Origin of the sequence: Klebsiella sp. ZJOU C1 (assembly GCF_035620215.1) — a bacterium.
GTDB classification, from domain to species: Bacteria; Pseudomonadota; Gammaproteobacteria; order Enterobacterales; family Enterobacteriaceae; genus Klebsiella; species Klebsiella variicola.
This window is the reverse complement of record NZ_CP141644.1, coordinates 4,930,498-4,951,915: the sequence shown is the minus strand read 5'-3', so window position 1 is coordinate 4,951,915 and position 21,418 is coordinate 4,930,498. Positions and strand designations below refer to the sequence as shown.

The following is a 21,418-nucleotide window of genomic DNA, read 5'->3' as shown; positions in this document are numbered from 1 at the left end:
AATATGCAGAAAAGATGGAGAGAAAGATTGTGATTCAGCGATGCTGCGTGCGATGGCGGTTGCCAGACTGCGGGGAGTTTAGTTTAGCTGGCGACCAATATTCCATGCAAAAAAAAGCGCCCGGAGGGGGCGCCTTCAAGACATAGCCGAATTATTCAGCGTGCCGGGTAAAGCGTCGCCTAACGACCACGAAGAACACCGGGACAAAGAAAATCGCCAGCAGTGTCGCGGTAAGCATCCCGCCCATCACGCCGGTGCCCACTGCATTCTGAGCCCCGCTACCGGCACCATGGCTAATCACCAGCGGCATAACCCCGAGGATAAAAGCCAGAGATGTCATAAGAATAGGGCGCAGACGCATCCGCGATGCCTCCAGCGTGGCCTCAATGATCCCTTTCCCTTCTTTCTCCATCAGATCCTTGGCGAACTCAACGATCAGGATCGCATTCTTTGCCGACAAACCGATCGTAGTCAAAAGACCGACCTGGAAGTAAACGTCATTATTCAGCCCACGCAGCGTGGCCGCTAACAGCGCGCCAATGACCCCCAGCGGAACCACTAACATGACTGAGAAGGGGATCGACCAGCTCTCATACAGCGCTGCCAGGCACAGGAAGACGACGATCAATGAGATGGCATAAAGTGCAGGCGCCTGGTTGCCGGAGAGCCGTTCCTGGTAAGACATCCCGGTCCAGTCGTAACCGATGCCGCTCGGCAGTTTACTGGCCAGTTGTTCCATCAGGGCCATGGCTTCCCCGGTACTTTTTCCTGGCGAGGCTTCACCGAGGATCTCCATGGACGGCAAGCCGTTGTAGCGCTCCAGACGCGGCGAGCCATATATCCAGCGTGAAGTGACAAAGGCGGAGAACGGAACCATTTCGCCGTTGGCGCTACGAACGTACATGTTGTTAATGTCGCTCGGCAGCATACGGAAATGGGCATCAGCCTGGACGTACACTTTTTTCACGCGGCCGCGGTCGATAAAGTCATTGACATAGTACCCCCCCAGCGCCGCAGATATCGTTTCATTGATATCGGAGAGGGATACGCCCAGCGCCTGCGCTTTTTCCTGATCGACATCCAGTTTGAACTGCGGCGTATCTTCCAGCCCATTGGGCCGTACCCGGACCAGCTGATCCGGATGCTGTTTCACCATACCGAGCAGTTGGTTTCGCGCCTGGGTCAGGGCGGTATGGCCAAGTCCACCCTGGTCGATCAGCTCAAAGTCGAAGCCGGTGGCGGTACCCAGCTCAATAATGGCCGGCATGTTGAACGGGAAAACCATGGCGTCTTTTATCTGGCTGAAGGCCACGGTGGCCCGTTTAATAATCGACTCAACGTTGTTTTCATCACCGCTACGCGCTTCCCAGGGTTTCAGGCTGACAAACGCCATGCCGGAGTTTTGCCCCTGGCCGCTGAAGCTGAAGCCGTTAACGGTAAAGACGCTTTCAACATTGGCCTTCTCGTTATGCAGATAGTAGTCGGTTACGGTATCCAGCACCTTCTGCGTGCGCTCCTGGGTAGCGCCGGAAGGCAGCTGGATCATGGTCAGGAAGACGCCTTGATCCTCGTCGGGCAGAAAGGACGTGGGCAAACGCATGAACAACACGGCCATCCCCACGACTATCACCAGGTAGATCACCAGATAACGGCCTGTTCCACGCAGAATGCCGCTAACGCTGTTGGTATAGTGATTGACGCTCTGGTCAAAGCGGGCGTTAAACCAGCCGAAAAATCCTTTTTTCTCATGGTGTTCGGCTGAGGCTGGCTTCAACAACGTGGCGCAGAGCGCCGGCGTCAGTACCAGCGCAACCAGCACGGAGAGCGCCATGGCGGAGACGATAGTGATCGAAAACTGACGATAAATCGCGCCAGTCGAGCCGCCGAAAAAGGCCATCGGGACGAATACCGCAGAGAGCACCATGGCGATACCCACCAGCGCCCCCTGGATCTGCGACATCGACTTTTCTGTCGCTTCTTTTGGCGAGAGCTTCTCCTCAACCATTACACGTTCGACGTTTTCCACCACCACGATGGCGTCATCGACCAACAGGCCTATCGCCAGCACCATGCCAAACATCGTCAGGGTGTTGATGGAGTAGCCAAACATCGACAGTACCGCAAAGGTACCCAACAGCACGACAGGAACGGCAATCGTCGGAATGAGCGTTGCGCGCATGTTCTGCAGAAACAGATACATGACAAGAAAGACGAGGATAATTGCCTCAAAGAGCGTTTTAACCACTTCGTGGATGGAGATTTTGACGAAAGGGGTCGTATCGTACGGATAGACAACCTTCATCCCCTGAGGGAAGTAGGGCTGTAGCTCGGCCAGCTTCGCTTTAATCGCGGTGGCAGTATCCAGCGCGTTGGCGCCGGTCGCAAGCTTAATACCCAGACCAGAGGCGGGTTTACCGTTAATTCTCGCGACGACGTTGTAGTTTTCTCCCCCCAGCTCAATGCGGGCGACGTCTTTCAGATGGACGACCGAACCATCGGCATTGACCCGGAGTGTAACCTTGCCAAACTCCTGCGGATCTTTAAGCCGCGTCTGAGCGATGATCGACGCGTTCAGTTGCTGACCTTTCAGCGCCGGCGTACCGCCCAACTGACCCGCGGCGATCTGATCGTTCTGAACCTTCAGCGCATTGATGACGTCGACCGGCGTGAGGTTGTATTTATTCAGCAAATTGCCGTCCAGCCAGACGCGCATGGCGTACTGCGCGCCGAACAGCTGCACATCGCCCACGCCGTTGAGGCGGCTGATAGGGTCTTTCACGTTGGAGGCGACATAGTCAGAAATATCGTCCTGGGTGGTGGCCGGGTTATCAGAGATAAAGCCGGCAACCAGCAGGAAGCTGCTGCTGGATTTTTCGACGCTAATCCCTTGCTGCTGTACTTCCTGAGGCAGCAGCGGCGTAGCCAACTGCAGTTTGTTTTGCACCTGCACCTGGGCGATATCCGGATCGGTGCCGGACTTAAAGGTGAGCGTAATGGTTACCGAGCCAGCGGAGTCGCTGGTTGACGACATATACATCAGGTTGTCGATACCGTTCATATTCTGTTCGATAACCTGAGTGACCGTATCCTGCACGGTTTGGGCATCCGCACCCGGGTAGGTGGCGGAGATCGCCACCGCAGGGGGCGCAATCGTCGGATACTGCGCTATCGGTAGCTGCAGGATGGCCAGGCCGCCGGCAATCATCATAATGATGGCCAGCACCCAGGCGAAGACCGGTCGATGGATAAAAAACTTAGACATGGCTGAGTATCCTTATTGTGCGGCCGGTGCCGCACGCTCCGCTTCCGCTTTGACGGTGACGCCTGGACGGACTTTCTGTAAGCCGCTGACAATCACTTTATCGCCCGGCTTCAGCCCGCTGGTGATGAGCCATTTATCGCCAACGGCCTGAGTCGCGACCACTTCCCGGGTTTCAACCTGGTTTTTGTCATTCACCAACATCACGGAGGCATCGCCCCGCGGCGTGCGGGTCACTCCCTGCTGCGGCACCAGGATGGCCTGCGGATCGACACCTTCGTCTATGCGAGCACGGACGAACATCCCCGGCAGCAGGGCATGCTGCGGGTTAGGGAAGATAGCGCGTAGCGTGATAGAGCCCGTGCTTTCATCGACAGTGACGTCAGAGAACTGCAGCGACCCTTTAAGCGGATAGGCCTGGCCGTTCTCCATCACCAGCTCAACGCTTTTTGTATCACCGCCGCGCTGCAGGCTTTCCTGCTTAAGGCGCATAAAGTCATTGCTGGACTCCGTCACGTCGACATAGATGGGGTCGAGCTGCTGGACGGTGGCCAGGGCATCCGACTGACCGTTGGTGACCAGCGCGCCCTCGGTGACGCTCGATTTGCCGATGCGCCCGCTTATGGGGGAGGTCACTTTGGTGTAGGCCAGGTTGATACGGGCGGTGTCTACGGCGGCTTTGGTGGCGATGACGTCGGCGTCGGCCTGGCGTGCGGTGGCCACCGCCTGATCGTATTCCTGCTGGCTGATATATTTGGTACCCAGCAGTGGAACGTAGCGTTTCACCGTCAAATGGGCGATGGCGGCTGCGGCTTCGGCCTTGGCCTCATCGCCTTTCGCGCTGTTCCAGGCGGCCTGATAGGTTGCCGGATCGATCTGATAGAGCGACTGACCTGCTTCGACATCACTTCCTTCAACAAAGTTACGCTTCAGGATGATACCGCTCACCTGGGGGCGGACTTCCGCCACGCGAAAAGCAGAAGTGCGGCCTGGCAGTTCGGTGGTGACCGACAACGGCGCACTGTTCACGACATGGACCGTCACCTGCGGCGCCTGTGCATGGGGTTGCGGGTTGCCCGAATTATCGCAGCCGGTAAGCAACAAGGCAGAGATAATTAAACCGGATAAAAGTGTCACTCTGGCGTGAGTTGTCATTGCGGTTCCTTATAGATTACGTGCCAAATTCGGCGGCGAATCTGTGAAAGAAAGAGGGAATCAAAAAGCAGTTTGCCATCCTACAAATAAACGCCATTGGATGTAAGAGATACTTATTTTTAAGCAATCAGCAAGGCACGCAAAAACAAAAAAATGGCCGATCTGTTTTTACTATTTATCTTAATTGTAAAACATAATAAACAGACATTGTTTTAATGAATGAGTTGGCTATTAATATTCATTAAGGTGATTCGTTGGTTTTCTACATCAGAATTAGCTTGTCTGCATTTTTGCTAAATAATATTATGCACCGAATGTTAGATTAAGGGATCTTCAGAAAAATCTATATTGCCTGTTAATCGGGAACTGAGATCTTATATGGCGAGAAAAACCAAAGAGGAGGCGCTGCGCACGCGGCAGCTCCTGATTGAGTCCGCGATCCAGCAGTTCGCCCTGCGGGGGGTGATCAATACGACCCTGACGGATATCGCTGATGCGGCGGGGGTGACTCGCGGTGCCGTATACTGGCATTTTGCCAGTAAGACCGAGTTGTTTAATGAGATGTGGCAGCAGCAGCCGCCGCTCAGGGATTTGATTCAGCAAAACCTGGCGACAAGGAATGAGCAGGAGCCCTTAAAAGATTTGCGCCAGCGATTTATTGCCGGCCTGCGCTATATTGCTGAGAATCCTCGCCAGCGTGCCCTGATGCAAATCCTTTATCAACGCTGTGAGTTTGCCAGCGATATGTTATCGGAGAGCGAAATTCGCCAACGCATTGGATTTAACTATTCCGTTATTGGCGGCATTCTGCAGCGCTGTGTGCGTAACAATATATTGCCAGCCGAAACAAATATCGACGTGATATTAATTGTTTTACATAGCGCCTTTTCCGGCTTGATTAAAAACTGGCTGCTTGAACCGCAACGCTTCGATCTGTATCAGCAGGCACCTGCGCTGGTGGATAATATTATGGCGGTGGTCTGTGCTGCTCGTTTATCGCAGGAGCCTGTACTGCGGGTAGTGAATCAGTAATGTGTTTTGTCGGCGCAGATAATAAAAAAGGCGCTTCCCCATGCCGAAGAGCGCCTTTTATATCAAGCAAGCAACTGACTAGTATCAGTTCATGCCGTATTTTTTCAGTTTTTTACGCAGTGTACCGCGGTTGATGCCCATCATCAGGGCTGCGCGGGTCTGGTTACCACGGGTGTATTGCATCACCATGTCCAACAGGGGCTGTTCAACTTCAGCCAGTACCAGCTCATACAGGTCATTCACATCCTGACCGTTCAGTTGAGCAAAATAGTTCTTCAGTGCCTGTTTAACCGAGTCACGCAGGGGTTTTTGAGTTACCTGATCCTGAGAGTTAACGGTAGAAACGGTCAGTACGTCAGAATTTACGCGTTGTTCGAACATAGTTCTGTCAGCTCTTTATTTCTATTACGCAAAATTTTCGAAGTATGCCTCCAACGCCTCCAGCTGTTCGCTGGCATCCTCAATGGCGTTGAATGTGCGCCGAAACTGGTCATCTGGAGCATGTTCCTGAAGATACCAGGAGACGTGTTTACGCGCGATTCGGTACCCTTTTGCCTGACCGTAAAAGTCATGCAATTCCCGAACGTGCGCACAAAGCAAGCGCTTAACCTCTGCCAGTGGCAGCGGGGGCAGCAGCTCTCCAGTGTCCAGATAATGCTGGATTTCCCGAAAGATCCAGGGTCTTCCCTGAGCTGCACGGCCTATCATCAGGGCATCAGCCCCTGTATAGTCGAGCACAGCTCTGGCTTTAAGCGGGTCAGTAATGTCACCATTCGCGATAATCGGAATGGAAACTTTCTGCTTAACTGCCCGAATACTGTCGTACTCAGCGTCTCCGTTAAACAAGCAGGCGCGGGTGCGTCCGTGAATAGTCAGAGCCTGAATGCCACACTCTTCGGCCAGTTGGGCAATCTCTACGCAGTTACGGTGTTCCGGTTCCCAACCGGTGCGAATCTTGAGAGTCACAGGAACGTCCACCGCGTTGACGACCGCCGTCAGGATTGACTTCACCTGCTCGGGGTACTGCAAGAGGGCTGAACCTGCAAGCTTGCGATTCACCTTTTTCGCCGGGCATCCCATATTGATATCTATAATCTGGGCGCCACTTTCCACGTTAATCCGCGCGGCTGCAGCCATCTCTTCCGGTACGCTACCGGCGATTTGCACGGTACGAATACCGGGCTCATCAATATGCACCATCCGTAAACGGGACTTGTCGCTCTCCCACACCTGTGGATTAGAGGACATCATCTCGGAAACGGTTAAACCCGCTCCCATCTCATAGCACAGCGTCCGGAATGGTCTGTCAGTAATGCCAGCCATGGGCGCTGCGATCAGGCGATTTCTGAGCTGGTGGTGTCCGATGCGCATGAGTTAAGAAATGACCATACTGTGACTGCAAGGCGGCGTATATTACGCATTTTTTGCACGAGATGAAAGGCCAAACTTTGAGCAATCCTCTGTTGCAGATCAATGAATCCGGGACTAGCGTAAAAGCGATGAATAAATACTTATATTAATCATTACTTTAATTGATGATGGGTAATTTGTGTCCATTTATAAAATCGTAAAACTTCTCGATTTTTCTTAGATAAACTCGCTGCCTGACGGCATAAAACGCTGTTTTTGTAGCCAAAAAAGTACTCTGTAGTGCGATCTGCCTCTCATTTCCAGGCATTATTTGGTGGCTACTGGAAACAAAAATGCGGCCCGCAGGCCGCATTGTGCTTAGTTTTTCCGGCCGGTGATCCGGCACCACTCCTCTTTCTCCACCACCGGGTCGAGGGTGAAGAGCGGGGCGTAGGCTTCGCAGACGCTTTCCGCCTGGCTTGCCAGAATGCCGGAAAGGCCCAGCAGGCCGCCTGTAACCGGCAGGACGCTGATTAATGGGGCCAGCTCACGTAACGGGCCCGCGAGGATGTTTGCGACCACGACATCGGCTTTCATGGCTTCTGGCTGATCCTGCGGCAGATACAATTCAAGACGCTCGGAGACGCCGTTACGCTGGGCGTTATCACGGCTGGCCTGGATGGCCTGTGGGTCGATATCAATCCCGATAGCTTTAGCGGCACCCAGTTTCAGGGCGGCGATCGCCAGGATGCCGGAACCGCAGCCAAAATCGATAACGGTTTTGCCCTGCAGGTCGAGGCCGTCGAGCCACTGCAGACACATGGCGGTAGTGGGATGAGTGCCGGTACCAAAAGCCAGTCCCGGATCAAGCATCACGTTGACCGCGTTCTCATCGGGGACATCGCGCCAGCTCGGACAAATCCACAGGCGCTCACCGAAACGCATCGGGTGGAAGTTATCCATCCACTCGCGCTCCCAGTCTTTATCTTCCAGCTGTTCAATTTTATGCGCAAAGCCGGCGCCGAGCAGCGGATGCTGCTCCAGTTGGGCAACGACCGCTTTCATATCGGTTTCGGCATCGAACAGGCCGATCACGTCGGTATCGCCCCACAGCCGGGTTTCCCCGGGCAACGGCTCAAATACCGGCGTATCGTGCGTATCCTGGAAGGTGATGGAGACCGATCCGGCCTCCATCAGCGCATCGCTAAGATCTTCTGCGTTCGCGCCGGTAGTATTTAGTTTCAGTTGGATCCATGGCATAGCAAAACTCTTTATTTATCAGTAGTCATCACAGGGGCTGGCGGGACGGGTTGGCCGAAACGGTTCCCGACGACAAAAGCCAACAAACTTAGCAGTAGCGAGGGCACGATAGGATGGAAGCCCAGGAACTGAATATGAAACGTCGCGAGCACGGCATACAGCACGCCGCCCACCAACATCGCGCTGAGCGCCCCGGCAGCGTTTGCTCGCTCCCAGTAAAGGCCCAGCACCAACGGCCATAAAAACACCGCTTCCAGGCCGCCGAAGGCCAGCAGATTGAGCCAGATAATCATTTCCGGCGGCCGCCAGGCGGCCAGCATCATTAATATACCCAGCACTAAGGTGGCGATCGTTGAGATCCGCTTGAGCTTCTGCTCATTGCGTTTTTTTGTTGGCTGCGCGCTGAGCCACAGATCTTTAATGATCGTAGCCGATGCCTGCAGTAAATGGGCGTTCACGTTCGACATAATCGCGGCCATCGGCGCGGCTAAAAACAGTCCTGCAGCCCACGGCGGCAGCACCTGGACCATCAACGTGGGGATCACCAGATCGGGCACGGTGAGGCCCGGCAGGACGGCGCGGCCAAGAGCGCCGGCGAGATGCATGCCGAACATCAGAATCGCCACGACGATCGTGCCAATGACAATCCCGCGGTGCACGGCTTTGCTGTCTTTATAGGAGATACAGCGTACGGCGGTATGCGGCAGGCCGATAACGCCGAAGCAAACCAGCACCCAGAACGAGGTCATAAAGGTGGGGGACAGGATATCATCCGCACCGTGCGGCGACACCAGCTGTGGGTCGATCCGCTGCAGTGTGTCCACCGCCTGATGCAGGCCGCCGGCAGCATGGACGACACCAACCAGCAGGACGATCGTCCCGATCAACATCACCATTCCCTGCATCGTATCGTTGAGTACGCTGGCGCGGAAGCCGCCGAAAGCGGTATACAGCGCGATGGTGATCCCAAAGATCAGCAGACCGGTTTCGTACTTGATCCCGGCAGCGGTTTCCAGCAGGCGCGCGCCGCCAATAAACTGCACCGCGATGGCCCCGACAAAGGCCACCAGCAGGCTGACGCTGGCAATCCATACCACCGCGCGGCTTTGGTAGCGCGCCTGCAGCATATCGTTAAGGGTAATAGCATTGTAGCGTCGCGCCAGGATCGCGAACTTCTTGCCGAGGATCCCGAGAGAGAGCCAGATCGTCGGTACCTGGATCATCGCCAGCAGTACCCAACCCAGCCCATATTTATAGGCGGCGCCGGGGCCGCCTATAAACGAGCTGGCGCTAATATAGGTGGCGGTGAGGGTCATGGCTAATACAAACCCCCCCATCGATCGACTGCCGAGGAAATACTCGCTAAGGAAGTTCCCGGTGCTGCGTTTACGCATCGCGTAAATCGACAGCCCGAAGACCACAAACAGATAAGCGATCAGCACCACGATAATCTCAAGCTGCATCGTTATCCTCCAGAGAGATATCACGGAAGATAAAGCGCACCATCGCCCAGCACAGCAGTATAAACAGCAGCGGCACCAGCAGGCAGGCCATTTCAAACCAGTGGGGCAGGCCGGTAAAACCGATACTGACGCCCGGCAGATAGGCCGCCGCCAGCCAGGCGGCAAGATAGAGAAGGGTCAGCCACAGCGCCCAGCGCGCTTCTTTATGGGCCTGAACAAAGCGTTTGTCCATTTTTTGTCCCTTGAGGATGAAGAAAGCGGGGATTGTACCGCATGGAAAAGTCGAGGGGAGAGAAAAAGAAAAAAGGCCGGATTAACCGGCCTTTTGCAGCAAATACAGGATTATTTTTCCTGCAGTCCGAGCTTTTTCTCCAGATAGTGGATGTTAGTGCCACCATGCTGGAAGTTCTCGTCGCTCATAATGCGCATCTGCAGATCGACGTTGGTTTTGATGCCATCGATGATCAGCTCCTGCAGCGCATTCTTCATGCGGGCAATCGCCACGTCACGGCTTTCGCCGTAGCAGATCAGTTTACCGATCATGGAGTCATAGTACGGCGGTACGGTGTAACCGGCGTAGATATGAGACTCCCAGCGCACGCCAAAACCGCCCGGCGCGTGGAAGCGGGTAATTTTACCCGGGCTCGGCAGGAAGGTGTTCGGGTCTTCGGCGTTGATACGGCATTCCACCGCATGGCCTCTGACGACCACTTCATCCTGCTTGATGGACAGCGGCTGGCCAGCTGCAATACGCAGCTGCTCTTTGATCAGGTCAACGCCGGTGATCATTTCGGTAACCGGGTGTTCTACCTGAATACGGGTGTTCATTTCAATGAAGTAGAACTCGCCGTTTTCGAACAGGAACTCGAAGGTGCCCGCTCCGCGGTAGCCGATATCCACACAGGCTTTCGCGCAACGTTCGCCGATGTAGCGACGCAGTTCCGGGGTGATGCCCGGCGCCGGCGCTTCCTCGACCACTTTCTGGTGGCGACGCTGCATGGAGCAGTCACGCTCTGCCAGATAGATAGCGTTACCCTGACCGTCCGCCAGTACCTGGATCTCGATGTGGCGAGGATTTTCCAGGTATTTCTCCATGTAGACCATGTCGTTATTGAAAGCCGCTTTCGCTTCCGCTTTGGTCATGGAGATAGACTGCGCCAGTTCGGCGTCGCTACGCACAACGCGCATACCGCGACCGCCGCCGCCGCCGGAGGCCTTGATGATCACCGGATAGCCAATGCGTTTGGCATGGGCGCGGTTAGCGTCCATATCGTCGGTCAGCGGGCCGTCAGAACCTGGAACGGTCGGGACGCCGGCTTTCTTCATCGCGGTGATTGCGGACACTTTGTCGCCCATCAGGCGGATAGTGTCGGCTTTCGGACCGATGAAGATAAAGCCGGAGCGCTCAACCTGCTCGGCAAAGTTGGCGTTCTCGGAGAGGAAACCATAACCCGGGTGAATCGCTATCGCGCCGGTGATTTCCGCCGCACTGATGATAGCCGGGATGTTGAGATAGCTTTTTACGGACGGAGCCGGGCCAATACAGACCGTCTCATCCGCTAACAATACGTGTTTTAGATCGCGATCCGCGGTGGAGTGCACAGCGACGGTCTTGATGCCCAGTTCTTTACAGGCACGCAGGATGCGCAATGCGATCTCGCCACGGTTAGCGATGACAATTTTATCCAGCATGTTCGCCTCGTTACTCGATAACTACCAGCGGCTCGTCGAATTCTACCGGTTGGCCGCTTTCGATCAGAATGGCTTTCACCACGCCGGCTTTGTCGGCTTCGATCTGGTTCATCATTTTCATCGCTTCGACGATGCACAGGGTGTCGCCCACGTTAACTTTCTGGCCAACTTCCACAAACGCTTTCGCGTCCGGGCTTGGCGTACGATAGAAAGTACCAACCATCGGGGAACGTACGATGTGACCACTGATTTCCGCTTTTGCCGGCGCTTCAGCTGCAGCAGCTGGTGCGGCAGCCGCGGCGGCAGGCGCCTGAGGCTGCATCATCGGCGCAGCATAAGCCTGCTGCATAACCGGATAGCTTGCGACCGGTGCAGAGCGGCTGATGCGAACAGACTCTTCGCCTTCAGAAATTTCCAGTTCGGAGATACCTGATTCTTCAACCAGCTCGATCAGTTTTTTAATCTTACGAATATCCATGAGTGGGTTCCGTACTCTTTGTTTAGTGTGATTGTGACAGGCGTTTTACCGCCGTCTGTAAAGCGTATGAATAGCCGTCCGCCCCCAGTCCGCAAATGACGCCAGCGGCGACATCTGACAGGTATGAGTGCTGGCGGAAGGGTTCGCGTGCATGCACGTTGCTCAAGTGAATCTCGATAAACGGGATGTTCACGGCAAGCAACGCGTCACGGATTGCTACGCTGGTATGCGCGAACGCGGCCGGATTAATCAGGATATAGTCCACGTTGTCTTTAGCCTGATGAATTCGGTCGATTAACGCATACTCCGCGTTGGACTGCAGGTGATCCAGGCTCACATTCAGCGCCGCCGCCTCAGATGTCAAACGGTTAACAATTTCAGCCAGCGAGAGGGTGCCATACTTATCAGGCTCGCGGGTACCGAGCATGTTAATGTTTGGACCATTCAAAAGCAAAATGTGAAACTTGTCAGCCATCGTGTGGCGATCTCCTGCCATCTTCGGGTAAAAAACAACATATACCTTCAATGCGCCCTTGTCACCTTTTCAGGGTCAGAAAACCCCGTCAGGAAAACCAAAGTCGCACATTATAACGATTTCGTAGCAATTGGCAGCTAAATACTGGTCTTATCAGGGAAGATTATCAACCGCTATCGTAAAAAGAGTCGCGGTTGATAAAAGATCTGCGGGAAACTGCACATTACCGGATTCAGCGCCACCACTGGCGGAACTTCTTATAACGGCATGCCAAAAGCACCACCGCCAGCAGGGCATAAATGATGGGCTGCGGCGAGACGATCTTCACTGACCACAGGTAGTGAATCGGCGCGAGGATCGCCACCAGATAGACGAAATTGTGCAAAAGTTGCCAACGACGGCCCAGTTTTCGCTGCATCGCCTGCGTCGAAGTCGCCGCCAGCGCCAGCAGGATCACCCAGCAGATCATGCCTAACGTCAGATAGGGGCGATTGATAATCTCCGAGCCCAGCAGCGCCAGATTGTTAATGCCCAGCTCCAGCAAGGTGTAGCTGGTCAGGTGCAGCGTCGCCCAGGCAAAACACCATAAACCTAACAGGCGGCGAATGCGAATCAATAATGGCTGCTTTGCATAGCGCGCTAGCGGGGCGACCAGCAGAGTCGCCAGCAGAAATTTAAGCGCCATCCTGCCGGTAAAGTGCTGGATATCCTTGGCCGGATCGGCGCTAAAGTAGCCCTGATGCCCGGCCCAGAACAACCAGACCAGCGGTAAAAACCCCGCCAGGTGGAGGAAGACTTTCAACCACGCGATCTGTTTGACGGTGAAACGCACTAGAAGTTCTCCCGCAAGTTCATACCACGATACAGTGAGGCCACCTCGTCGGCATAGCCGTTAAACAGCAACGTCGGCTGACGTTTCACATCGAGCACACCGCCTGAGCCGATGAACCGCTCGCTGGCCTGCGACCAGCGGGGATGATCGACATGGGGATTAACGTTGGCAAAGAAGCCGTATTCGTCCGGCGCCGCCAGATTCCAGGTGGTCGGCGGCTGCTCGCGCGTCAGCTCAATGCTGACGATGGATTTAATGCCTTTAAAACCGTACTTCCACGGCACGGTCAGGCGGATCGGCGCGCCGTTCTGCGGCGGCAGCGCTTTGCCATACACGCCGACGGTAAGCAGCGTCAAGGGGTGCATGGCTTCGTCAAGTCGCAACCCTTCCACGTAAGGATAAGCAAGTCCCCCGCCGATAAAACGATCTTTCTGCCCGGGCATTTGATCCGGGGCGTAAAGGGTTTTGAAGGCGACATAGCGTGCGTTGCTGGTGGGTTCCACCAGCGCCAACAGTTTATGCAGCGGGAAACCGACCCAGGGAACGACCATCGACCAGGCCTCCACGCAGCGCATACGGTAAATGCGCTCCTCCAGCGGAAAGCGTTTGGTCAGATCGTCATGGTCAAGGGTCAGCGGCTTCGCCACTTCACCGCCGATGGTCAGTGTCCAGGGATCGGTGCGCAGGCTACCTGCGTTCGCCGCCGGGTCGGCTTTATCTAGGCCGAATTCATAAAAGTTATTGTAACCGGCGACCTTATCTTCCGGGGTGAGCGTCAGATTAGCCTGCCACTCGGCGGGTTTAGCAAAGTCCAGGGCCTTGCCCGCCGGGGCCGGCGGGCGGTCATTTCCTTTAAACCAGTCCAGCAGATCGGCCTGCGCGGCGGCGGGAAGCGAAAGCGCCGTCGCGCTGATACCCAACATTTTCAGCACCTGGCGCCGCTTGAGCATAAAAACGGATTCGGCCGTGACGTCGGCTTCCGTCAGTTTTTTTCTTTTCATGGTGTCCTCCGTCATGCGTTTCCCTAAGCATGACGGAGACGACGATTTATCGCGAATATGTCACGAAAAATTGCAGATTAGGATGAGGAGCCGCCGCCGAAGCAGAGGCGCGGTCGTCCAGGAATCATCGGAAAGTGGCGCAAGACGTTTCCTTTACCGCGCATGACCCGGCATCTTTAGCAGGGAAAAGAGGGCGGCAAGCAGGCCAAACGGTAAACCGGTAATAATTTGCGTCGCTGGCGCGGGTTTGCCATCCTGCGTCTAAAATTAAAGCGCTTCTGGCGCAGGCCGCAGGCGGGCAATGATTGGCAAATTTTTTCTGCCGACTATACTCGCTATCGGCATACTTTCGCCGATAATACGCATTCCATTGCCAGACTCGCCATCTTTGATAGTATGCGTCGCGCTTTAAAAGGTTAATGCTAGCGGCAAGGCGCGCGCCAGCACGGGAGCCTGATGGTTCATCGGGCAGTCATTCACTCGCGGAGTTAACACAGGGATGCGATTAACGACGAAGTTCTCAGCCTTTATCACGCTGCTAACTAGCCTGACCATCTTTGTCACGCTGATTGGCGCTTCGCTGAGTTTTTATAACGGCATTGAGAACAAGGTCGAAAACCGGGTTCAGGCGGTGGCGACCATGCTGGACAACCGGCTCATCACCACCTCTTTTGATCAGCTTGAGCCGCAGCTGGATGAGCTGATGACGCCGCTCGAGATCGTGCATATCGATTTCATGCTTAACGGCAAACCACTCTACAGCCACTCCCGAACCGACAGCTACCGCCCGCTTGGCAGCCATGAGCAATTCCGTGAGATCACGGTCCCGTCGCTTAAACACCCCGGTATCACTCTGCATCTGGTCTACGTTGACCCAATGGTGAACTATTTCCGCTCGCTGTCGATTACGGCCCCGTTGTCGATCTCCATCGGCTTTATGGTGGTGATTATTTTCTTCGCCGTCCGCTGGATCCGCCGCCAGCTGGCTGGTCAGGAGCTGCTTGAGCTGCGTTCCACGCGCATCCTGAGCGGCGAGCGCGGGCCGCAGGTGCGCGGATCGGTCTATGAATGGCCAGCCAGCACCAGCAGCGCGCTGGATATGCTGCTGTCGGAGCTGCAATTCGCCAGCGATCAGCGCAGCCGTATGGATACGCTGATTCGCTCCTATGCGGCACAGGATTCTAAAACGGGCCTGAATAACCGCCTGTTCTTTGATAATCAGCTGGCCACGCTGCTGGAAGACCAGGAGAAAGTGGGCGCCTACGGCATCGTCATGATGATCCGTCTGCCGGAGTTCGATCTGCTACGGGACAACTGGGGACGGGCGGCCGCCGAAGAGCATTACTTCACGCTTATCAACCTGCTCTCTACCTTTATTATGCGTTATCCCGGCGCGCTACTGGCGCGCTATCACCGTAGCGACTTCGCCGTGCTGCTGCCGCACCGCACGTTAAAAGAGGCGGATAGTATCGCCGGGCTGTTGCTGAAGGCCATGGACGCACTGCCGCCGACGCGCATTCTCGATCGCGACGATATGATGCATATCGGGATCTGTGCTTTCCGCAGCGGGCAATCGACAGCGCAGGTGATGGAGCACGCGGAAGCGGCAACGCGCAACGCGGTGCTGCAGGGTAGCAATAGTTGGTCGGTTTACGATGACACCCTTCCTGAGAAAGGTCGCGGCAACGTTCGCTGGCGGACGCTGATCGAACAGATGCTGAGCCGCGGGGGACCGCGGTTGTACCAAAAACCTGCCGTTACCCGCGATGGCCGGGTGCATCACCGTGAACTGATGTCGCGGATGTACGACGGTAAAGAAGAGGTGATCGCCGCCGAGTACATGCCGATGGTGCTGCAGTTTGGTCTGGCGGAGGAGTATGACCGCCTGCAGGTGACGCGCCTGCTGCCATTTTTAGGCTTCTGGCCTGAAGAAAACCTGGCGTTACAGCTGTCGGTGGAGTCGCTGATCCGTCCCCGTTTTCAGCGCTGGCTGCGCGATGCCTTAATGCAGTGTGAAAAATCGCAGCGTCAGCGGATTATTTTTGAACTTGCGGAGGCAGATGTTTGTCAATATATCGGCCGTCTGCAGCCGGTTATGCGGTTGGTTAACGCCCTGGGCGTTCGGGTGGCGGTCGTTCAGGCGGGACTAACCCTGGTGGGAACCAGCTGGATCAAGCAGCTGGATGCGGAGTTGATCAAACTGCATCCTGGGCTGGCGCGCAACATTGAAAAGCGCAGTGAGAACCAGCTGCTGGTGCAAAGTCTGGTGGAAGCCTGCAAAGGCATGCCTATGCAAGTTTTTGCGACGGGCGTACGCAGCCGCAGCGAGTGGTTAGTGCTGTCCCAATGCGGTGTCACAGGCGGTCAGGGGGAATTTTTTGCGGCCTCACAGCCACTTGACACAAATGTGAAAAAATATTCGCAAAGATACTCGGTTTGATCTGCCGTTTAGCGTGATTTCACGTAGAATAACGCGCGCCATCGTGAAGGGGGTGTGCTTGTCTACTCGCCGGATCATCGCAATGTAAATGCCAGTGACCCTCCTTTGACAGGTTACAAATTCAGGCGTGGAGCGCTGCTGAAGATTTCAGCAATGAACGGAGTCGGAAAAATTTGTAACAAAGGAAATGAACTGCACTAATTTTCACCGCAGCAGGTGATTTTTGCGCCTTGTCGCTGCTGCGTGTGGTTGGTAAAGTAAGCGGATTTTGTTTTCCGCCCCAGCTTTCAGGATTATCCCTTAGTATGTTAAAAAAATTTCGTGGCATGTTTTCCAATGACCTGTCCATTGACCTGGGTACCGCGAATACCCTTATTTACGTAAAAGGACAAGGCATCGTATTGAATGAGCCTTCCGTGGTGGCCATTCGTCAGGATCGTGCCGGATCGCCGAAAAGCGTCGCCGCCGTAGGTCATGAAGCGAAGCAGATGCTCGGCCGTACCCCGGGTAATATCGCGGCGATTCGCCCGATGAAGGACGGCGTCATCGCTGACTTCTTCGTGACGGAAAAGATGCTGCAGCACTTTATCAAACAAGTGCACAGCAACAGCTTTATGCGCCCGAGCCCGCGCGTGCTGGTGTGCGTACCGGTTGGCGCCACCCAGGTTGAGCGTCGTGCGATCCGTGAATCCGCGCAGGGCGCTGGCGCTCGTGAAGTCTTCCTGATCGAAGAGCCGATGGCGGCAGCGATTGGCGCAGGCTTACCGGTTTCTGAAGCGACCGGTTCTATGGTTGTCGATATCGGCGGCGGTACTACCGAAGTCGCGGTTATTTCCCTGAACGGCGTGGTCTACTCTTCTTCCGTGCGTATCGGCGGCGACCGTTTCGACGAAGCCGTGATTAATTACGTGCGTCGTAACTACGGCTCCCTGATCGGTGAAGCGACCGCTGAGCGTATCAAACACGAAATCGGTTCGGCTTACCCGGGCGATGAAGTGCGTGAAATCGAAGTTCGCGGCCGTAACCTGGCGGAAGGCGTACCACGCGGCTTTACCCTGAATTCCAACGAAATTCTTGAAGCGCTGCAGGAGCCGCTGACCGGCATCGTGAGTGCGGTCATGGTTGCTCTGGAGCAGTGCCCGCCGGAACTGGCTTCTGATATCTCCGAGCGCGGGATGGTTCTTACCGGCGGTGGTGCGCTGCTGCGCAACCTGGACCGTCTGTTAATGGAAGAAACCGGTATTCCAGTCGTGGTTGCTGAAGATCCGCTGACCTGCGTAGCGCGTGGCGGCGGCAAGGCGCTGGAAATGATCGACATGCACGGCGGCGACCTGTTTAGCGAAGAGTAGTCAGCCTGAAGGTCTGGGGTGGCTTAGCGGCTGCCCCTGGTCTTTACTGACACGAGAATACGCATAGCCTATGAAGCCAATTTTTAGCCGTGGCCCCTCGCTACAGATTCGCCTTATTCTGGCGGTGCTGGTGGCGCTTGGCGTCATTATCGCCGACAGCCGCCTGGGTACGTTCAGTCAAATCAGAACGTACATGGATACAGCCGTCAGCCCTTTCTACTTTGTCTCTAATGGTCCCCGGGAACTCCTCGACAGCGTATCGCAAACGCTGGCGACCCGCGATCAGCTCGAACTGGAAAACCGCGCGCTGCGTCAGGAACTGTTGCTGAAAAACAGCGATCTGCTGATGCTGGGCCAGTACAAGCAAGAGAACGCGCGTCTGCGTGAACTGCTTGGCTCGCCGCTGCGCCAGGACGAACAAAAAATGGTGACGCAGGTCATCTCAACGGTCAACGACCCCTACAGCGATCAGGTGGTTATTGATAAGGGCAGCGTGAACGGTGTTTACGAAGGCCAGCCGGTTATCAGCGATAAAGGCGTAGTGGGGCAGGTCGTGGCCGTGGCGAAAATGACCAGCCGGGTGCTGCTGATCTGCGATGCCACCCATGCGCTGCCGATCCAGGTCCTGCGTAACGACATTCGCGTGATTGCCGCCGGTAACGGCTGTACTGACGATCTCCAGCTTGAGCATCTGCCGGCGAATACCGATATTCGCGTCGGCGATGTGCTGGTGACCTCTGGTCTCGGTGGCCGCTTCCCGGAAGGGTATCCGGTCGGGGTGGTCTCCTCGGTGAAGCTGGACACTCAGCGCGCCTACACCGTGATTCAGGCGCGTCCGACGGCCGGGCTGCAGCGCTTGCGCTATCTGCTGCTGCTGTGGGGCGCCGATCGCAATGGCGCCAACCCGATGACCCCGGAAGAGGTCCATCGCGTGGCTAACGAGCGCCTGATGCAGATGATGCCGCAGGTGCTGCCTGCGCCGGATGCCATGGGGCCGCAGATGCCGGCGCCAGCCACCGGGCTGACGCCATCGCAGCCGTCTCTGCCTGCAGGGGGGCAATAGTGGCAAGTTATCGTAGCCAGGGACGCTGGGTTATCTGGCTCTCGTTTCTTATCGCGCTATTGCTGCAAATTATGCCCTGGCCGGCGGACATCAGCGTTTTCCGGCCCAACTGGGTATTATTGATCCTGCTGTACTGGATCCTCGCCCTGCCGCACCGGGTGAACGTGGGGACGGGCTTCGTGATGGGGGCTATTCTTGATCTCATTAGCGGCTCGACGCTGGGCGTTCGCGCCCTGTCCTTAAGCATTATCGCCTATCTGGTCGCGCTGAAATATCAGCTGTTCCGTAACCTGGCGCTGTGGCAACAAGCGCTGGTGGTCATGCTGTTATCCCTGGCCGTGGATATCATTGTTTTCTGGGCAGAGTTTTTAGTGATCAACGTCTCTTTCCGTCCGGAAGTATTCTGGAGTAGTGTAGTAAACGGTGTCCTCTGGCCATGGCTCTTCCTGCTGATGCGCAAAGTGCGTCAGCAATTTGCAGTGCAATAAGGTTGATATGACAACTCTGTATCTTGCTTCAGGTTCCCCGCGTCGGCAGGAACTGCTGACTCAGCTTGGTCTCACTTTCGAGCGTCTGGTTCCCGGTATTGAGGAACAGCGCCAGCCGCAGGAGAGCGCCGAGCACTATGTTGTCCGCCTGGCGCGCGAAAAAGCGCAGGCCGGGGTGGCGATGGCATCGCGCGATTTGCCGGTGCTGGGGGCGGATACGATTGTCATTCTTAACGGCGAAGTGCTGGAGAAACCGCGCGACGCTGAACACGCTGCAGCAATGCTGCGTCTGCTTTCCGGCCAAACGCATCAGGTCATGACTGCGGTGGCGCTGGCAGATACGCAGCAGACGCTGGACTGTCTGGTGGTCACGGACGTGACCTTCCGGCTGCTTAGCGAGCAGGATATCGCCGAATATGTGGCCAGCGGCGAGCCTTTAGATAAAGCAGGTGCATACGGTATTCAAGGGTTGGGTGGTTGCTTCGTCAGGAAGATTAATGGCAGCTATCACGCCGTAGTCGGCTTACCGCTGGTGGAAACGTATGAGTTGCTCAGTAACTTTAACTCACTGCGTAAAGAAAAGGGATAAAGATGACGGCTGAATTATTAGTTAACGTAACGCCATCCGAAACGCGCGTCGCGTATATCGATGGCGGTATTCTGCAGGAAATCCATATTGAGCGTGAAGCGCGACGCGGAATAGTAGGCAATATCTACAAAGGTCGTGTTAGCCGAGTGCTGCCGGGAATGCAGGCGGCTTTTGTAGATATTGGTCTCGATAAGGCGGCGTTCCTCCACGCCTCCGATATCATGCCGCATACCGAATGTGTCGCTGGTGAGGAGCAAAAGCAGTTTACCGTACGCGATATTTCGGAGCTGGTGCGCCAGGGCCAGGACCTGATGGTCCAGGTGGTCAAAGATCCGCTGGGCACCAAAGGCGCGCGTCTGACCACGGATATCACCCTGCCTTCCCGTTATCTGGTGTTTATGCCAGGCGCCTCCCATGTGGGAGTATCCCAACGCATTGAAAGCGAAGCCGAGCGTGAGCGGTTGAAGAAGGTTGTCGCAGATTACTGCGACGAGCAGGGCGGATTTATCATTCGCACCGCTGCGGAAGGGGTTCACGAGCAGGAAATGGCCGCCGATGCCGCCTATCTGAAGCGCGTCTGGACCAAGGTGATGGAGCGCAAAAAGCGCAATCAGACCCGTTATCAGCTGTACGGCGAGCTGGCCCTGGCTCAGCGCGTGCTGCGTGATTTTGCCGATGCGCATCTCGACCGTATTCGCGTCGACTCTCGCCTGACCTACGAGGCGTTACTTGAGTTCACCGCTGAATATATCCCGGAAATGACCAGCAAGCTGGAACACTACAGCGGCCGCCAGCCGATTTTCGATCTCTTTGATGTGGAGAACGAAATTCAGCGCGCGCTGGAGCGTAAGGTTGAGCTGAAGTCCGGGGGCTACCTGATCATCGACCAGACCGAGGCGATGACTACCATTGATATCAATACCGGGGCGTTTGTCGGGCACCGGAATCTTGACGATACTATCTTCAATACCAATATCGAAGCCACCCAGGCGATAGCCCGCCAGCTACGTTTGCGTAACCTCGGCGGCATTATCATCATTGATTTCATTGACATGAACAATGAAGACCATCGGCGACGGGTACTGCACTCCTTAGAGCAGGCGCTGAGTAAAGATCGGGTGAAAACCAGCATCAACGGTTTCTCTCAACTGGGGCTGGTGGAGATGACCCGCAAGCGGACGCGTGAAAGCGTGGAGCATGTGCTGTGCAACGAGTGCCCGACCTGCCACGGACGCGGAACGGTAAAGTCGGTTGAAACGGTATGCTATGAGATTATGCGTGAGATCGTCCGCGTGCATCATGCTTATGATTCCGATCGCTTCCTGGTCTATGCTTCCCCTGCGGTGGCGGAAACCCTGAAAGGGGAAGAGTCGCACGCGCTGGCGGAAGTGGAAATCTTTGTCGGCAAGCAGGTCAAGGTACAAATTGAGCCGCTCTATAATCAAGAGCAGTTCGATGTGGTTATGATGTAAGACACCGCGTCATTGTGCGG

Annotated in this window: 20 protein-coding genes; 8 read left to right on the top strand and 12 right to left on the bottom strand. The window is 55.6% G+C overall.

Features of this window, described 5'->3' with window-relative positions:
* Positions 1-151: 151 nt before the first annotated feature.
* Positions 152-3,262 (bottom strand): efflux RND transporter permease subunit, encoded by a 3,111-nt coding sequence (locus tag SPE70_RS23755; RefSeq protein WP_008806703.1) that lies wholly within the window; start codon positions 3,260-3,262, stop codon positions 152-154.
* A 12-nt stretch (positions 3,263-3,274) separates the two neighbouring features.
* Positions 3,275-4,414 carry an efflux RND transporter periplasmic adaptor subunit gene (locus SPE70_RS23750; protein WP_008806702.1) on the bottom strand — a complete coding sequence of 380 codons (1,140 nt, stop codon included), beginning with the start codon at positions 4,412-4,414 and terminating at the stop codon, positions 3,275-3,277.
* 378 nt (positions 4,415-4,792) lie between these two features.
* Here SPE70_RS23750 and envR point away from each other — a divergent pair, with 378 nt between their 5' ends.
* Positions 4,793-5,446 carry an acrEF/envCD operon transcriptional regulator gene (envR, locus tag SPE70_RS23745; RefSeq protein ID WP_039102587.1) on the top strand — a complete coding sequence of 218 codons (654 nt, stop codon included), beginning with the start codon at positions 4,793-4,795 and terminating at the stop codon, positions 5,444-5,446.
* Between the two features lie 84 nt (positions 5,447-5,530).
* Here the strand turns inward: envR and fis are convergent, their stop codons facing one another.
* From fis to msrP, 10 genes are all read right to left on the bottom strand, one after another.
* Positions 5,531-5,827 carry a DNA-binding transcriptional regulator Fis gene (gene fis, locus SPE70_RS23740; RefSeq protein WP_000462905.1) on the bottom strand — a complete coding sequence of 99 codons (297 nt, stop codon included), beginning with the start codon at positions 5,825-5,827 and terminating at the stop codon, positions 5,531-5,533.
* Positions 5,828-5,851: 24 nt separating this feature from the next.
* Positions 5,852-6,817, bottom strand: coding sequence for a tRNA dihydrouridine synthase DusB (gene dusB, locus SPE70_RS23735; RefSeq protein ID WP_008806700.1), 966 nt, complete (start codon positions 6,815-6,817; stop codon positions 5,852-5,854).
* A 357-nt stretch (positions 6,818-7,174) separates the two neighbouring features.
* Positions 7,175-8,056, bottom strand: coding sequence for a 50S ribosomal protein L11 methyltransferase (gene prmA / locus SPE70_RS23730; RefSeq protein ID WP_008806699.1), 882 nt, complete (start codon positions 8,054-8,056; stop codon positions 7,175-7,177).
* 11 nt (positions 8,057-8,067) lie between these two features.
* Positions 8,068-9,519 (bottom strand): sodium/pantothenate symporter, encoded by a 1,452-nt coding sequence (panF, locus tag SPE70_RS23725; RefSeq protein WP_012540444.1) that lies wholly within the window; start codon positions 9,517-9,519, stop codon positions 8,068-8,070.
* Positions 9,509-9,751, bottom strand: a complete 243-nt coding sequence (locus tag SPE70_RS23720) for a YhdT family protein (protein ID WP_012540445.1) — start codon at positions 9,749-9,751, stop codon at positions 9,509-9,511. Before SPE70_RS23720 ends, panF begins: the two co-directional genes overlap by 11 nt.
* A gap of 110 nt (positions 9,752-9,861) precedes the next feature.
* Positions 9,862-11,211, bottom strand: coding sequence for an acetyl-CoA carboxylase biotin carboxylase subunit (accC, locus tag SPE70_RS23715; RefSeq protein ID WP_008806697.1), 1,350 nt, complete (start codon positions 11,209-11,211; stop codon positions 9,862-9,864).
* Positions 11,212-11,221: 10 nt separating this feature from the next.
* Positions 11,222-11,689 (bottom strand): acetyl-CoA carboxylase biotin carboxyl carrier protein, encoded by a 468-nt coding sequence (gene accB, locus SPE70_RS23710; RefSeq protein WP_008806696.1) that lies wholly within the window; start codon positions 11,687-11,689, stop codon positions 11,222-11,224.
* 22 nt (positions 11,690-11,711) lie between these two features.
* Entirely contained in the window at positions 11,712-12,164 is a 453-nt protein-coding gene (gene aroQ / locus SPE70_RS23705) for a type II 3-dehydroquinate dehydratase (RefSeq protein ID WP_012540446.1), read from the bottom strand.
* A 232-nt stretch (positions 12,165-12,396) separates the two neighbouring features.
* Positions 12,397-12,996: a protein-methionine-sulfoxide reductase heme-binding subunit MsrQ gene (gene msrQ / locus SPE70_RS23700; protein ID WP_012540447.1), complete on the bottom strand. Its 600-nt coding sequence runs from the start codon at positions 12,994-12,996 to the stop codon at positions 12,397-12,399.
* Positions 12,996-13,997: a protein-methionine-sulfoxide reductase catalytic subunit MsrP gene (gene msrP, locus SPE70_RS23695; RefSeq protein ID WP_012540448.1), complete on the bottom strand. Its 1,002-nt coding sequence runs from the start codon at positions 13,995-13,997 to the stop codon at positions 12,996-12,998. The genes msrQ and msrP overlap by 1 nt, the downstream gene beginning before the upstream one ends.
* Positions 13,998-14,225: 228 nt before the next feature.
* On the opposite strand from msrP, the gene SPE70_RS23690 reads away from it, so the two are divergent.
* From SPE70_RS23690 to rng, 7 genes are all read left to right on the top strand, one after another.
* Entirely contained in the window at positions 14,226-14,417 is a 192-nt protein-coding gene (locus tag SPE70_RS23690) for a hypothetical protein (RefSeq protein ID WP_032691257.1), read from the top strand.
* Between the two features lie 79 nt (positions 14,418-14,496).
* The gene (csrD, locus tag SPE70_RS23685; RefSeq protein WP_012540450.1) at positions 14,497-16,437 is read left to right on the top strand and encodes an RNase E specificity factor CsrD; all 1,941 of its coding nucleotides are present in this window, start codon (positions 14,497-14,499) and stop codon (positions 16,435-16,437) included.
* A 305-nt stretch (positions 16,438-16,742) separates the two neighbouring features.
* The gene (gene mreB, locus SPE70_RS23680) at positions 16,743-17,786 is read left to right on the top strand and encodes a rod shape-determining protein MreB (protein WP_002918653.1); all 1,044 of its coding nucleotides are present in this window, start codon (positions 16,743-16,745) and stop codon (positions 17,784-17,786) included.
* 70 nt (positions 17,787-17,856) lie between these two features.
* Positions 17,857-18,849, top strand: a complete 993-nt coding sequence (gene mreC, locus SPE70_RS23675; protein WP_008806690.1) for a rod shape-determining protein MreC — start codon at positions 17,857-17,859, stop codon at positions 18,847-18,849.
* The gene (mreD, locus tag SPE70_RS23670; protein WP_008806689.1) at positions 18,849-19,337 is read left to right on the top strand and encodes a rod shape-determining protein MreD; all 489 of its coding nucleotides are present in this window, start codon (positions 18,849-18,851) and stop codon (positions 19,335-19,337) included. Before mreC ends, mreD begins: the two co-directional genes overlap by 1 nt.
* Before the next feature lie 7 nt (positions 19,338-19,344).
* Positions 19,345-19,926 carry a Maf family protein gene (locus SPE70_RS23665; RefSeq protein ID WP_008806688.1) on the top strand — a complete coding sequence of 194 codons (582 nt, stop codon included), beginning with the start codon at positions 19,345-19,347 and terminating at the stop codon, positions 19,924-19,926.
* A 2-nt stretch (positions 19,927-19,928) separates the two neighbouring features.
* On the top strand, positions 19,929-21,398 hold the full coding sequence (rng, locus tag SPE70_RS23660) for a ribonuclease G (protein WP_008806687.1): 1,470 nt from the start codon (positions 19,929-19,931) through the stop codon (positions 21,396-21,398).
* The last annotated feature ends 20 nt before the right edge of the window (positions 21,399-21,418 follow it).

Excerpts from the sequence above, each read along its gene's own strand:
- SPE70_RS23755 (WP_008806703.1), bottom strand. The coding sequence starts at position 3,262 with ATGTCTAAGTTTTTTATCCATCGACCGGTCTTCGCCTGGGTGCTGGCC.
- SPE70_RS23750 (WP_008806702.1), bottom strand. The coding sequence starts at position 4,414 with ATGACAACTCACGCCAGAGTGACACTTTTATCCGGTTTAATTATCTCT.
- envR (WP_039102587.1), top strand. The coding sequence starts at position 4,793 with ATGGCGAGAAAAACCAAAGAGGAGGCGCTGCGCACGCGGCAGCTCCTG.
- fis (WP_000462905.1), bottom strand. The coding sequence starts at position 5,827 with ATGTTCGAACAACGCGTAAATTCTGACGTACTGACCGTTTCTACCGTT.
- dusB (WP_008806700.1), bottom strand. The coding sequence starts at position 6,817 with ATGCGCATCGGACACCACCAGCTCAGAAATCGCCTGATCGCAGCGCCC.
- prmA (WP_008806699.1), bottom strand. The coding sequence starts at position 8,056 with ATGCCATGGATCCAACTGAAACTAAATACTACCGGCGCGAACGCAGAA.
- panF (WP_012540444.1), bottom strand. The coding sequence starts at position 9,519 with ATGCAGCTTGAGATTATCGTGGTGCTGATCGCTTATCTGTTTGTGGTC.
- SPE70_RS23720 (WP_012540445.1), bottom strand. The coding sequence starts at position 9,751 with ATGGACAAACGCTTTGTTCAGGCCCATAAAGAAGCGCGCTGGGCGCTG.
- accC (WP_008806697.1), bottom strand. The coding sequence starts at position 11,211 with ATGCTGGATAAAATTGTCATCGCTAACCGTGGCGAGATCGCATTGCGC.
- accB (WP_008806696.1), bottom strand. The coding sequence starts at position 11,689 with ATGGATATTCGTAAGATTAAAAAACTGATCGAGCTGGTTGAAGAATCA.
- aroQ (WP_012540446.1), bottom strand. The coding sequence starts at position 12,164 with ATGGCTGACAAGTTTCACATTTTGCTTTTGAATGGTCCAAACATTAAC.
- msrP (WP_012540448.1), bottom strand. The coding sequence starts at position 13,997 with ATGAAAAGAAAAAAACTGACGGAAGCCGACGTCACGGCCGAATCCGTT.
- csrD (WP_012540450.1), top strand. The coding sequence starts at position 14,497 with ATGCGATTAACGACGAAGTTCTCAGCCTTTATCACGCTGCTAACTAGC.
- mreB (WP_002918653.1), top strand. The coding sequence starts at position 16,743 with ATGTTAAAAAAATTTCGTGGCATGTTTTCCAATGACCTGTCCATTGAC.
- mreC (WP_008806690.1), top strand. The coding sequence starts at position 17,857 with ATGAAGCCAATTTTTAGCCGTGGCCCCTCGCTACAGATTCGCCTTATT.
- SPE70_RS23665 (WP_008806688.1), top strand. The coding sequence starts at position 19,345 with ATGACAACTCTGTATCTTGCTTCAGGTTCCCCGCGTCGGCAGGAACTG.
- rng (WP_008806687.1), top strand. The coding sequence starts at position 19,929 with ATGACGGCTGAATTATTAGTTAACGTAACGCCATCCGAAACGCGCGTC.